The 12,314-nt window shown below is 55.4% G+C and carries 13 protein-coding genes and 1 pseudogene; 5 read left to right on the top strand and 9 right to left on the bottom strand.

Annotation, left to right across the window (positions count from 1 at the left end; translation table 11 throughout):
* The 3 genes from AB7E14_RS12325 to AB7E14_RS12315 form a co-directional block, all read left to right on the top strand.
* Positions 1 to 333: ABC transporter permease (locus AB7E14_RS12325; protein ID WP_428169559.1), on the top strand; the 333-nt coding region annotated here is incomplete at its 5' end.
* A gap of 106 nt (positions 334 to 439) precedes the next feature.
* Positions 440 to 880, top strand: a complete 441-nt coding sequence (locus AB7E14_RS12320) for a PTS sugar transporter subunit IIA (protein ID WP_316962699.1) — start codon at positions 440 to 442, stop codon at positions 878 to 880.
* 64 nt (positions 881 to 944) lie between these two features.
* Complete coding sequence (locus tag AB7E14_RS12315) at positions 945 to 2,171, top strand: polysaccharide deacetylase family protein (protein WP_316962700.1); 1,227 nt, start codon at positions 945 to 947, stop codon at positions 2,169 to 2,171.
* 5 nt (positions 2,172 to 2,176) lie between these two features.
* Here AB7E14_RS12315 and panD read toward each other — a convergent pair whose 3' ends face one another.
* The 9 genes from panD to thpR form a co-directional block, all read right to left on the bottom strand.
* Positions 2,177 to 2,557, bottom strand: coding sequence for an aspartate 1-decarboxylase (gene panD, locus AB7E14_RS12310; RefSeq protein WP_042323756.1), 381 nt, complete (start codon positions 2,555 to 2,557; stop codon positions 2,177 to 2,179).
* 93 nt (positions 2,558 to 2,650) lie between these two features.
* Positions 2,651 to 3,505: a pantoate--beta-alanine ligase gene (panC, locus tag AB7E14_RS12305; RefSeq protein WP_042997891.1), complete on the bottom strand. Its 855-nt coding sequence runs from the start codon at positions 3,503 to 3,505 to the stop codon at positions 2,651 to 2,653.
* A gap of 11 nt (positions 3,506 to 3,516) precedes the next feature.
* Positions 3,517 to 4,308 carry a 3-methyl-2-oxobutanoate hydroxymethyltransferase gene (gene panB, locus AB7E14_RS12300; protein ID WP_042997890.1) on the bottom strand — a complete coding sequence of 264 codons (792 nt, stop codon included), beginning with the start codon at positions 4,306 to 4,308 and terminating at the stop codon, positions 3,517 to 3,519.
* A gap of 119 nt (positions 4,309 to 4,427) precedes the next feature.
* A complete protein-coding gene (gene folK, locus AB7E14_RS12295) occupies positions 4,428 to 4,907 on the bottom strand; it encodes a 2-amino-4-hydroxy-6-hydroxymethyldihydropteridine diphosphokinase (protein WP_042997889.1) in 480 nt (159 codons plus the stop codon).
* Positions 4,904 to 6,301, bottom strand: a complete 1,398-nt coding sequence (gene pcnB / locus AB7E14_RS12290) for a polynucleotide adenylyltransferase PcnB (protein ID WP_205685287.1) — start codon at positions 6,299 to 6,301, stop codon at positions 4,904 to 4,906. The genes folK and pcnB overlap by 4 nt, the downstream gene beginning before the upstream one ends.
* 80 nt (positions 6,302 to 6,381) lie before the next feature.
* Positions 6,382 to 7,278, bottom strand: a complete 897-nt coding sequence (gene gluQRS, locus AB7E14_RS12285; protein WP_316962716.1) for a tRNA glutamyl-Q(34) synthetase GluQRS — start codon at positions 7,276 to 7,278, stop codon at positions 6,382 to 6,384.
* 64 nt (positions 7,279 to 7,342) lie between these two features.
* Positions 7,343 to 7,798, bottom strand: coding sequence for an RNA polymerase-binding protein DksA (dksA, locus tag AB7E14_RS12280; RefSeq protein WP_003829221.1), 456 nt, complete (start codon positions 7,796 to 7,798; stop codon positions 7,343 to 7,345).
* 177 nt (positions 7,799 to 7,975) lie between these two features.
* Positions 7,976 to 8,680, bottom strand: coding sequence for a DNA/RNA nuclease SfsA (sfsA, locus tag AB7E14_RS12275; RefSeq protein WP_042997887.1), 705 nt, complete (start codon positions 8,678 to 8,680; stop codon positions 7,976 to 7,978).
* Positions 8,681 to 8,695: 15 nt separating this feature from the next.
* Positions 8,696 to 9,226: an RNA 2',3'-cyclic phosphodiesterase gene (gene thpR, locus AB7E14_RS12270; RefSeq protein ID WP_044326911.1), complete on the bottom strand. Its 531-nt coding sequence runs from the start codon at positions 9,224 to 9,226 to the stop codon at positions 8,696 to 8,698.
* 73 nt (positions 9,227 to 9,299) lie between these two features.
* Here thpR and hrpB point away from each other — a divergent pair, with 73 nt between their 5' ends.
* Positions 9,300 to 11,729, top strand: a complete 2,430-nt coding sequence (gene hrpB / locus AB7E14_RS12265) for an ATP-dependent helicase HrpB (RefSeq protein WP_316962702.1) — start codon at positions 9,300 to 9,302, stop codon at positions 11,727 to 11,729.
* Between the two features lie 124 nt (positions 11,730 to 11,853).
* Positions 11,854 to 12,314, top strand: a pseudogene (gene mrcB / locus AB7E14_RS12260) (bifunctional glycosyl transferase/transpeptidase); the annotation flags it as partial.

Genomic DNA, 12,314 nt, shown 5'->3' with positions numbered 1-12,314 from the left:
GTTCTGACGGCGATTCTGTTTTCACTGGCGGGGCTGTTGAACGCCGTATTTGCGAAAACCTTTGATGATATCAGCCTGATCCCGACGTTTGTCCTGACGCCGCTGACCTATCTCGGTGGGGTGTTTTACTCCCTGACGCTGCTGCCGCCGTTCTGGCAGGGCTTATCGCAACTGAACCCAATCGTCTATATGATTAGCGGCTTCCGCTACGGCTTCCTCGGCATTCACGATGTGCCGTTAGTGACTACGTTTGGCGTGCTGGTAGTCTTTATTGTGGTGTTTTATCTGCTGTGCTGGTCTTTAATCCAGCGCGGTCGCGGGTTGCGTAGCTGACCGTTTTCATCCTCTCCTCCCGGTGAGGAGAGGGTGATTGTTGACCATTGTCATCATTCTCCATTTGTCACTCTGATAAACTACTTGCCTGCTAATGAGGTGAGAAATGCTAGGCTGGGTCATAACCTGTCATGACGATAAGGCTGAGGAACTGCTGAGCCTTCTGGAAAAAAAACACGGCCCACTGGCGCAATGCCGGGCGGTGAATTTTTGGCGTGGATTGAGCGCTAACATGCTGAGTCGGATGATGTGCGACGCATTGCATGCTACGGATTCCGGTGATGGCGTCATCTTTCTGACCGACCAGCCCGGTGAGGCGCCGTATCGCGTGGCGTCACTGCTGAGCCATAAACATCCGCAGTGTGAAGTCATTTCCGGCATTTCTGTAACGTTGCTGGAGCAAATGCTCCCAATACGAGAATCCATGAGTAGTCAGGCGTTTCGCGACCAGATAGTTGCTCTTGGTGGGCCAGAGGTGACCAGTCTTTGGCATCAGCAACAGAAAAATCCTCCCTTTGTTCTGCTGCACGATTTGTATGAGTATTGATCATTCTTATTAATGAGGTGAATTGATACAATCGCTGCGTTGTTTCTTGCCCCGGTTAGGGTTAATGATGAAATATCTGTTTCTGCTGCTGCTGTCCCTCTCTACAGTCGTCAGTGCGGCGTTGCCTGCTCGCTATATGCAAACCACTGAAGATGCGGCTATTTGGGCGCAAATAGGCGATGACATGGTGACCGTGGGAAATATTCGCGCCGGACAGATTATTTCTGTCATTCCGGTCGCGGCGGATTATTACGAATTCAAATTCGGTTTTGGCACCGGGTTTATTGATAAGGGCCATCTGGAACCGGTGCAGGGTAAACAACGCGTTGAGGACAGCCTCGGCGATCTCAATAAACCGCTCAGCAATCAGAATCTGATCACCTGGCAAGCCACCCCCGTTTATAACGCACCGAATATTGGTAGTGCGCCGTTTGGCATACTGGCGGATAATCTGCGTTATCCCATCATCAGTAAACTGAAAGACCGGCTGAATCAAACCTGGTATCAGATTCGCATTGGCGACCGGCTGGCCTGGATAAGCGCCCTCGATGCCCAGGAAGACCGTGGATTGCCGGTGCTGACCTATCACCATATTCTGCGCGATGAAGAGAACACCCGTTTTCGTCATACCTCCACCACCACGTCAGTTCGCGCCTTCAGCAACCAGATGACCTGGCTGCGCGATCGCGGATACCGTACGCTGACGATGGCGCAACTGGAAGGCTATGTGCGTAACAACATGAATCTGCCCGCGCGAGCGGTGGTAATTACCTTTGATGACGGCCTGAAGTCGGTGAGTCGTTATGCATATCCGGTGCTGAAGCAGTACGGGATGAAGGCCACGGCGTTTATTATCTCGTCGCGAATTAAAGTTCGCCCACAAAAATGGGACCCCAAATCGCTGCAGTTTATGAGTATTTCAGAGCTTAATGGTATCCGCGACGTGTTTGACTTTCAGTCCCATACGCACTTTTTACATCGGGTCGACGGCTATCACCGGCCAATCCTGCTCAGCCGCAGCCATCACAATATTCTGTTTGATTTTGCACGCTCCCGGCGTGCGCTGGCCCCGTTTAATCCCCATGTCCTTTATCTTTCGTATCCGTTTGGCGGTTATAACGCGACGGCCGTAAAAGCCGCGGAAGAGGCTGGATTTCACCTGGCGGTGACTACGGTGAAAGGAAAAGTGAAGCCAGGGGATAATCCGTTTTTACTGAAACGCCTGTATATCTTGAGAACGGATTCGCTGGAGACGATGTCGCGGCTGATCAGCAATCAGCCGCAGGGGTAGTTCGCTTACGCAACCTGAACCGGAATAGCTTTTGCGGTGCGTTTCATTTCATTATCGCCTTCGAAGTAAGCGACCTTTGGCTGCCAGCGGCGCGCTTCTTCGTCAGACATGGTCACGAAGCTGGCGATGATCACAATGTCGCCCACGCTGGCACAGTGTGCCGCTGCGCCGTTGACGGAGATGATTCTGGAACCGCGCTCGGCGGCAATCGCATAGGTGGAAAAGCGTTTACCGTTGCTCACGTTCCAGATATCGATGGCTTCATTTTCAAGGATCCCGGCGGCATCCAGAAAATCCTGATCGATGGCGCAGGAACCTTCATAGTGCAGGTCCGCCTGAGTTACTTTCACGCGGTGGAGTTTGCCCTGCAGCATAGTGCGAATCATAACGTCTACCTTAAACTCGTATCGATAACGAAGCAGGTCGAAACCTGCTTTGAGAAATTTCTCAGGCAGTATTGCCCGATTTTTAACCCCTGTCTACTGGGTTAATGCAACCGTCTGATTGTCAATTAACCGTGCCTGGCCAAGCCATGCGGCAACCAGAATCACCGCACGCTGGCTGCTTTCGGTTAGCTCAAGCAGCGTGTCAGCATCGCGGATCTGAATGTCATCGGGGCGGAAGCCTTTTTCCGTCAGCTCCTGTTCAGCGATGGCAATAATCTCTTCCAGTTCACGCTCGCCGGCCTGCAGTTTCTCCGCGATGCGGCCCATCACTTTGTACAAACCTGGGGCGATTTTGCGTTGTTCGGCCGTCAGATAACCGTTACGCGAACTCAGGGCTAAACCGTCTTTGGCGCGAATAATCGGCACGCCGACGATCTCGATGTCGTAGCCCATGTCGGCAACCATTTTGCGGATCAGCGCCAGTTGCTGGAAGTCTTTCTCGCCAAAGCAGGCGACGTCCGGTTGTACCAGATTGAACAACTTGCTGACGATGGTTGAAACCCCACGGAAATGGCCCGGGCGGCTGGCGCCTTCCAGCATCGTCGAAAGGCCGGGGACATCCACATAGGTCTGCCCGTCGGTGCCCTGAGGATAGATTTGGTCCGGTGCGGGAGCAAAGACGAAATCCACCTTACGCTTGTTCAGTTTTTCGCAGTCTTCCTGCAGCGTGCGAGGGTAGCGCACCAGATCGTCCGGACGGTCAAACTGCATTGGGTTGACGAAAATACTCACCACCACGATGTCCGCACGGGCTTTGGCTTCATCCACCAGCTTCATGTGACCATCATGCAGGTTGCCCATCGTCGGCACCAGCGCAATGCGCTTCCCTTCCTGACGGGCTCTGCGGATATGCTGGCGCAGCAGCGGCAGGGTTTCAATAATCAGCACAACAAGACTCCTTAATGGAAACTGTGTTCTTCGCCCGGATAGACGCCGGACTCAACCTCGGCAATATACTGCCGTACCGCGGCGCGCATGTCGCCTGCTTGCGTAAGGAAATTTTTGGCAAATTTCGGAATATGGCCGCCGGTGATGCCAAAGGCGTCGTGCATGACTAAAATTTGTCCGTCGGTCACGTTGCCGGCACCGATACCGATAACCGGAATGGAGAGCGCCTCCGTCACGCGTTTGGCCAGTTCAACCGGGACGCATTCCAGCACGATGAGCTGCGCGCCTGCGGCTTCCAGCGCCAGGGCATCGTCCAGCAAAACCTGTCCGGCATCGCCACGGCCCTGAATTTTATAGCCGCCGAAAATATTGACCGACTGTGGCGTCAGGCCCAGGTGTCCGCAGACGGGGACCGCGCGCTCGGTGAGCATTTTCACGGTCTCCACCAGCCAGGCGCCACCTTCAATCTTGACCATATTCGCGCCCGCGCGCATGACGGTGGCCGAATTTTCAAAGGCCTGTTCCGGCGTCGCGTAAGCCATAAACGGCAGATCGGCGAGCAGCAGGCAATTCGGCGCGCCGCGACGCACCGCCTGCGTATGGTAAGCGATATCCTCAACCGTCACCGGCAGGGTGGAGTCATGCCCCTGTACTGTCATCCCCAGGGAATCCCCGACCAGCATCACATTGATCCCTTCGTCGGCAAACAGTCTGGCGAAACTGTAGTCATAAGCAGTAATGGTGGCGAAGCGTTTTTTCTCTTGTTTGCACTTCTGCAACAGCGAGAGGGTGGTCGGTTTCATAACATTTCCTGATGGTGAACGTCATATTTACCGGCATTCTAACAGTCACATTCAGGGGGGCAATTGTTTTAAGCAACTGTTTGCGCGAAAGCAAAAAACAGGAAATGAGGTGAGGGCCATTACCAGTGTGCGGGTTTTTCTGCACCAAGATGAGTGAGTCTCTGTTGCAGTGAGGTACCGTCAGGGAAGTGCAGGTCAGGGGCGATTTCGAACAGCGGCCAGAGCATAAAACCGCGATTTTTCATATCGTAATGCGGCACGGTCAGGCGTTCGCTGTTGATGACGCGATCGCCAAACAGCATGATATCCAGGTCTAACGTGCGCGGTCCCCAGCGTTCGGCCTTGCGTACCCGGCCCTGCTGGAGTTCGATGCGCTGGGTGTGGTCGAGCAGGGCTTCTGGTTCGAGCGTTGTTTCCAGCGCCACGGCGGCGTTCAGGTAATCGGGCTGATCCTGCGGGCCCAGCGGCGGGGTTCGATAAAAAGAAGAGATGGCGACAATCTGGCTTTCGGGGATCTCGCCTATCGCGTTGACGGCAGCATTGACCTGCTCCAGAGGAGAGGCCAGATTACTGCCCAGTGCGATATAAACGAGGGTCATGCCGTTCCTTCACGACGCGGCGCACGCTTGCGCGGACGACGGTGACGACGGCGCGGCGATGGATCTTCATCCAGCTCGTTCAGCATGCCTTTCTGCTCGGGTGGCGCAGAAACCTGGAATTCTCCCCACCACTGCGCCAGACGCTGCAGTTCGGCATTGTTTTCCACTTCAGCACGCAGAGCGAGTAAATCATATGCGGCGCGGAATTTCGGATGCTCCATCAGCTTCCACGCGCGTTTACCCTGACGACGAGACATGCGCAGCTGTAGCTGCCAGATATCGCGGGTCAGCGACGTGAGGCGTTTCGGGATTGCCAGCGAACGGCAGGCTTCATCGAGCACTTCATTCATTGCCAGCGCAAACGCGTCATAGTAGGCCAGACCGCTTTCCTGGGCGATTTTCTGCGCCATTTCCAGCAGCGGATACCAGAACATCGCGGCAAACAGGAAGGCCGGGTTAACGCGCATATCGTTATGAATGCGGTTATCGGTATTTTTCAGTACCTGCGCGATGATACGTTCCATTGCGCTGTCACCATTCTCGGTGAAATAGCGCGTAATGGTCGGGAACAATGGCTGGAACAGGCTGTATTCGCGCAGCTTTTTATAAGTTTCATAGCCGTAGCCCGCCTGTAGCAGCTTCAGCGCCTCTTCAAACAGACGCGCAGGCGGGATATCGTTGAGTAGTGTGGCCAGGCGCGGGATCGGCTCTGCCGTTTCCGGGCTGATCTTCATATCGAGCTTGGCTGCGAAACGCACGGCGCGCAGCATCCGCACCGGATCTTCGCGATAGCGGGTTTCCGGATTGCCGATCAGGCGAATCACGCCATCTTCCAGATCCTGCATGCCGCCGACATAGTCGCGAACGGTGAAATCGGCGACGCTGTAATAAAGGCTGTTAATGGTGAAATCACGGCGCTGGGCGTCTTCTTCGATGGAGCCGAAAATGTTGTCGCGCAGCAGCATGCCGTTTTGTCCGCGCTGGGACGTGGTGCGGTCGCTTTCGCTGCCTTCGTGGTGACCTCGAAAGGTGGCGACTTCAATAATCTCAGGGCCAAACATGACGTGCGCCAGACGGAAACGGCGGCCAACAAGACGGCAATTGCGGAACAGCTTGCGCACCTGGTCCGGCGTCGCATTGGTTGTGACGTCAAAATCTTTCGGTTTTTTGCCGAGCAGAAGGTCGCGGACGCCACCGCCAACCAGCCAGGCTTCATATCCCGCTTTATTCAGCCTGTACATTACCTTCAGGGCATTTTCACTGATATCTTTGCGTGAAATAGCGTGCTGCTCGCGCGGGATGACCGTCATACGCGGACGGGCGACGGCAATTTCGGCCTCGCTCTCCTCGCGGCTTAGCACCTTGCGGCAAAAATTAGCGACTCGGGTAAAAATAGTGCACCTCGGTAGTGTCAAACAATATTCAGAATTCAGTTCAAATCGTTGGCTGTGTAAAAATAGCGGCTAATCATAGCTCAGCACGACGTATTTGAGAATGCCGGATTTACAATCGCCGATTCAGGTATCGTCGAAAGCGTCCAGTTTGCCACGGCGGATGCCAGGATCTCATCGACGAACATCTCCTGCCACGGCAAATCGCTCTGTTGCCCGAGAAAGCGTAGCGCGTCGATTAGAACAGGGCGTGGATCGCCGTGCGGCAAGGCAGGGGCATGATTCTGTTTGGAAAGTTTAGCGCCTTGTTCATTGAGCGCCAGCGGTAGATGAATATAGTCGGGAGGCGTCCAGCCGAACTGCTGGTACAGTGAAATTTGTCGCACCGTCGGTTCGATCAAATCGGCGCCGCGCACGATTTCGCTGACTCCCTGAAAATGGTCATCCACCACCACCGCCAGGTTATAGGCGAACAGTCCATCACGGCGATGGATAATAAAATCCTCTCTCGCCAGTCGTTCGTCAGCCTGAATGTCTCCGCGCAGCCGATCGTGAAAACGGGTGACAGGATGCCGCTGTTTAATCCGCACCGCCGCCTGTTCCGGCCCGTGGTGTAACTCACGGCAATGACCATCATAAATTCCGCCAATGCTCTGGATCCGCGCACGGGTACAGGTGCAGTAGTAGCTCAGCCCCCGGTCGTATAACCAGGCGAGCGCTTCGCGGTAGGCGTCATGGCGTTGTGACTGCCATAAAATGTCGCCATCCCAGAGCAGGCCGTAATGTTCCAGTTGACGCAGAATAGTGTCAGCGGCACCGGGAACTTCACGAGGGGGATCAATATCTTCTATACGTACTCGCCATACTCCCTGACGGGCGCGAGCCTGTAAGTAGCTGCCCAGCGCAGCAATGAGGGAGCCAAAATGCAGTTCACCGGAAGGCGATGGAGCGAATCGGCCAATGTAGTGTGAGTCAGTCATCTTTGTGTAAAAATGAACAGGCGGGGAAAGCCCCGCCTGTTGTAAACGTTTCAAACGCCAGGCCTTAGCCCGCCATCTGTTTTTCGCGAATTTCAGCCAGCGTTTTGCAGTCGATGCACAGATCGGCTGTCGGACGCGCTTCCAGGCGACGAATACCAATTTCCACACCGCAGGATTCGCAGTAGCCGAAATCTTCGTCTTCAACCTTTTTCAGCGTTTTCTCGATCTTTTTGATCAGTTTGCGCTCACGGTCACGGTTACGCAGTTCGAGGCTGAACTCTTCTTCCTGTGCGGCACGGTCTACCGGGTCCGGGAAGTTGGCAGCTTCATCCTGCATATGAGTAACGGTGCGATCGACTTCATCCCTAAGTTGATTACGCCATGCTTCAAGAATACGCCTGAAGTGCGACAGCTGGGCTTCGTTCATATACTCTTCGCCCGGTTTCTCCTGGTACGGCTCCACCCCAGCGATGGCGAGAATACTCAGGGACGATGTTTTACGGTTTTGCCCTTCTTGCATGTTGCTTCTCCTTAACACGCACTATCGATCCCCATGTTCGGGGGAAAAATCAGGTCGCTATAAATAGCAGATGCTTTTCCGGATAGCAATTAACTAAACGTAACACTTGACAACCCTGTGAGGAAAAGCGTATTTGCGCACGCGACCAGAATACTAAATAACCAATTGTTTACAACACTATAAAGTGACAGTTAATGGCTCTATCAGAGTCATACTATCGGCAGAAAGTTCCGCTTTATAAACCAGAATTTCTACCCCCTTACGCTGTGCTTCGAACAATAGTTGCGCATATTTCGCGTCAATATGGCGCGCGGGTGAAAACCGTGTAATGGCGGAGTGCAGGACGGCAAAGAAAATCACTGCGCGTTTGCCCTCAGCCGCTACGCTCATCAGTTCCCGAAGATGTTTCTGACCTCGTTCAGTGATGGCATCGGGAAAATAACCAAAATCCTTTTCCGCTAACGTTACCGATTTCACTTCAATATAGCAGTCAGGCCGCGAATCTGCCTGTAACATAAAATCAATGCGGCTCCGTTCGGCTCCGTATTTTACTTCGCTTCTCAGCGTGGAATAACCTGAAAGTTCTGAAACTCGCCCCTGTTCAATGGCCTCTTTCGTCAGCCTGTTAGCCCATAACGTATTCACACAAATTAACGCGCCCGTCTGGGTTTGCGTTAATTCCCAGGTGTGCGGATATTTGCGTTTACTATTCTCCGACGTCGAATACCAGACCGTATCACCGGGCGTTGCACACCCGGTCATCGCCCCGGTGTTAGGGCAGTGTAGCGTGAGTTCAGTCCCGTCAGGTGTGATCACATCGGCTAAAAAGCGTTTATACCGCTGAACCAGCGTCGCGCGCTGGAGAGAAGGAGTAAATTGCATCGCGCATTTCCTTAATTAGTCGCTGAGCGTCCAGCGCTGAAGTTCCGTATAACGCGTGCGACCGCGTGCAAAGGTCGAGGCATAGAGGGCAAATTCCGTCACCGGAAAGGACCAGCAAAAGCCCGGCGGCGGAATCGCCACCGCATGGCTTGCATCGCGCAGCAGCGTGACGTGAGGGTGAAACGGCTGCGGACTCTGATAACAACCGCTGCGCGCCGCCTGGGCTCGCAGCATATTGGCCAGTTGCAGCAGCCCACGTGGGGACTGACGCGTCCCCAGCCAGACCACACGAGAGCGTAACCACTGCCCGGCATCATCGAGATTGAGCGTAAAACCGGGCTGGCGAATGCGCCCGGCAAGGGCGATCAGCGCCTGTTGTTTGTCTGCGCTCACATCGCCTAAAAACGCCAGCGTTAAATGCAGATTTTCGGCCGCGACCGGTCGCCCCGCTTCAGGGGGGAAATGCGCCGCTCGCCACTGTATTATCTCTTCGCGCACGGTGGTGGGGAGTTCGAGGGCAAAAAACAGCCGTTTCGGCTCAGACATCTTAGGTACTCGGTTATGAATTAACGCGATGCTACAATGCGGCGCGAAGAATGTTAACCCTCTGGAGCCATTTGTGACGTCGTTACCTGTTGCTGCTGTACTGCCTGAATTGCTTACCGCCCTGGATTCTGCGCCGCAGGTTCTGCTGAGCGCGCCGACGGGTGCCGGTAAGTCAACCTGGTTGCCGCTACAGTTTCTGGCACATAAAGGGTTCGAAGGGCGGATTATCCTGCTGGAACCGCGTCGTCTGGCGGCACGAAACGTGGCGCAAAGGCTTGCGGAACTGCTCAATGAAAAGCCCGGTGAGACGGTCGGTTACCGGATGCGGGCACAATCCTGCGTCGGGCCAGCAACACGGCTTGAGGTGGTTACCGAAGGGGTTCTGACGCGTATGATCCAGCGTGATCCGGAACTCAGTGGCGTTGGGCTGGTGATCCTCGATGAATTTCACGAACGCAGTTTGCAGGCGGATCTCGCGCTGGCGCTGCTGCTGGATGTGCAGCAAGGGCTGCGCGACGATCTCAAACTACTGATCATGTCCGCTACGCTGGATAACGATCGCCTGCAACAGTGCCTGCCGGATGCGCCGGTGATCGTTTCCGAAGGGCGCGCCTTTCCCGTTGAGCGGCGTTATCAACCGCTGGCGTCGCAATTGCGTTTCGACGAAGCCGTGGCGGTCGCCTGCGCCGAGCTGCTGCGCAAAGAGCCCGGCTCGCTGCTGCTGTTTTTACCCGGTGTCGGAGAGATTTTGCGCGTACAGGAGCAATTAAGTACGCGAGTCGGCAGCGATGTGCTGCTGTGTCCGCTGTATGGCGCGCTGTCGCTCAACGATCAGCGCAAAGCGATTTTGCCGGCCCCGGACGGGATGCGCAAAGTTGTGTTGGCAACCAATATTGCGGAAACCAGTCTGACCATTGAGGGGATTCGACTGGTAGTGGATTGCGCGCAGGAGCGGGTGGCGCGGTTTGATGCGCGAACCGGGTTGACCCGGCTTATCACTCAGCGCATTAGCCAGGCCTCAATGACCCAGCGCGCCGGGCGTGCCGGGCGTCTGGAGCCGGGGATTTGTCTGCATCTGCTGGCGAAAGAACAGGCGGAACGCGCGGCAGCGCAGGGGGAACCTGAGATGTTGCACAGCGATCTCTCCGGTTTGCTGATGGAGTTGTTGCAGTGGGGATGTCGCGCTCCCGCGCAACTTACCTGGCTGGATCTGCCGCCCGCCGTCAACGTACAGGCGGCGAAACGATTACTGCACATGCTGGGCGCGCTGGATGGCGAGCAGCTCAGTGCGATAGGGCAAAAAATGGCGGCGTTGGGTAACGATCCGCGCCTGGCTGCGATGCTAGTCAGTGCTGCCACGCCCGACGATGCAGCTACGGCAGCAAAGCTGGCAGCCATTCTTGAGGAGCCGCCGCGGATGGGCAATACCGATCTGGGCGTGGCGTTTTCCCGCCATCAGCCTGCCTGGCAGCAGCGCAGTCAGCAACTTCTCAAACGTCTGAATGTTCGTAACGGCGAAGCGGATGCGTCGCGCATCGCCCCGCTGCTGGCCCAGGCCTTTGCCGATCGCATCGCGCGTCGACGCAGCCAGGACGGGCGTTATCAACTGGCGAACGGCATGGGCGCGGCGTTGGATGTCGATGATGCGCTGGGGCGGCACGAATGGTTGATTGCGCCTCTGTTGCTGCAGGGGAGCGCGTCGCCGGATGCGCGGATCCTGCTGGCGCTGCCGCTCGATATCGACGCGCTTATCTCGCGTTGTCCTGAACTGCTACAGCAGTCTGATACCATTGAATGGGATGAGGCGCAGGGGACGCTGAAAGCCTGGCGTAGAATGCGGATAGGCGAACTGACGGTTAAAGTCCAGCCGCTGGCAAAACCGTCTGAAGACGAGTTGCATCTGGCGATGCTTAACGGTATCCGCGATAAAGGCCTGAGCGTGCTCAACTGGACGCCTGCGGCAGAACAACTGCGGTTACGTTTGCATTGTGCGGCGAAATGGCTGCCGGAGTATGACTGGCCTGCGGTGGACGACAGGACATTGCTGGCCACGCTGGAGAACTGGCTGCTGCCGCATATGAGCGGCGTGCATTCGCTGCGCGGCCTGAAATCGTTGGATGTTCACCAGGCATTGAGCGGATTACTGGATTATTCCCTGCAGCAACGTCTGGTGAGTTCGTTACCCACACATTACACTGTGCCGACGGGAAGTCGGATAGCCATTCGTTATCACGAAGATAACCCGCCGGCGCTGGCGGTCAGAATGCAGGAGATGTTTGGCGAGGCCAAAACGCCGACTATTGCGGAGGGCCGCGTGCCGCTGGTGCTGGAGCTCTTATCCCCCGCGCAGCGACCGTTGCAGATTACTCAGGATTTGGCCGCGTTCTGGCAAGGGGCGTATCGCGACGTGCAAAAAGAGATGAAAGGGCGCTACCCCAAACATGTCTGGCCGGACGATCCGGCGAACACGGCGCCGACGCGGCGAACCAAAAAGTATTCGTAGGCCGGATAAGGCGTTTATGCCGCATCCGGCAAAAGAGCAGTAAAATTGAGAGATTTCTTCTTCTGTCTTCTGACGGAAGAACAGAGAATCAGGCCTTTGCGCCTGAATGTTGCGGAGAAAAAGCATGGCCGGGAATGACCGCGAGCCAATTGGACGCAAAGGGAAACCCACGCGTCCGGTGAAACAAAAGGTGAGCCGTCGCCAGCTCAGAGATGATGAGTACGACGACGAATATGATGATGACTATGAGGATGAAGAACCGATGCCGCGTAAAGGTAAAGGCAAAGGGCGTAAGCCTCGTGGTAAGCGCAGCTGGTTGTGGCTGCTGCTGAAAATTGCGATTGTTTTTGCGGTACTGCTTGCCATTTACGGCGTCTATCTGGATCAAAAAATCCGTAGCCGTATCGATGGCAAGGTCTGGCAGTTGCCGGCGGCGGTATATGGCTGGATGGTCAACCTTGAGCCGGAAATGTCGGTCAGTAAAAACGAAATGGTTAAACTGCTGGAAGCCACCCAGTACCGTCAGGTCAGCAAAATGACGCGTCCTGGCGAGTTTACCGTGCAGGCGAACAGTATTGAGATGAT

Origin of the sequence: Citrobacter sp., assembly GCF_050252275.1 — a bacterium.
GTDB classification, from domain to species: domain Bacteria; phylum Pseudomonadota; class Gammaproteobacteria; order Enterobacterales; family Enterobacteriaceae; genus Citrobacter_A; species Citrobacter_A amalonaticus.
The sequence above is the reverse complement of the archived record's forward strand: the minus strand, read 5'-3'. Positions and strand labels throughout refer to the sequence as shown.

Bases quoted from the DNA above. Each gene is read 5' to 3' on its own strand.
- AB7E14_RS12320 (WP_316962699.1), top strand. From the start codon at position 440: ATGCTAGGCTGGGTCATAACCTGTCATGACGATAAGGCTGAGGAACTG.
- AB7E14_RS12315 (WP_316962700.1), top strand. From the start codon at position 945: ATGATGAAATATCTGTTTCTGCTGCTGCTGTCCCTCTCTACAGTCGTC.
- panD (WP_042323756.1), bottom strand. From the start codon at position 2,557: ATGATTCGCACTATGCTGCAGGGCAAACTCCACCGCGTGAAAGTAACT.
- panB (WP_042997890.1), bottom strand. From the start codon at position 4,308: ATGAAACCGACCACCCTCTCGCTGTTGCAGAAGTGCAAACAAGAGAAA.
- folK (WP_042997889.1), bottom strand. From the start codon at position 4,907: ATGACCCTCGTTTATATCGCACTGGGCAGTAATCTGGCCTCTCCTCTG.
- gluQRS (WP_316962716.1), bottom strand. From the start codon at position 7,278: ATGACTGACTCACACTACATTGGCCGATTCGCTCCATCGCCTTCCGGT.
- dksA (WP_003829221.1), bottom strand. From the start codon at position 7,798: ATGCAAGAAGGGCAAAACCGTAAAACATCGTCCCTGAGTATTCTCGCC.
- sfsA (WP_042997887.1), bottom strand. From the start codon at position 8,680: ATGCAATTTACTCCTTCTCTCCAGCGCGCGACGCTGGTTCAGCGGTAT.
- thpR (WP_044326911.1), bottom strand. From the start codon at position 9,226: ATGTCTGAGCCGAAACGGCTGTTTTTTGCCCTCGAACTCCCCACCACC.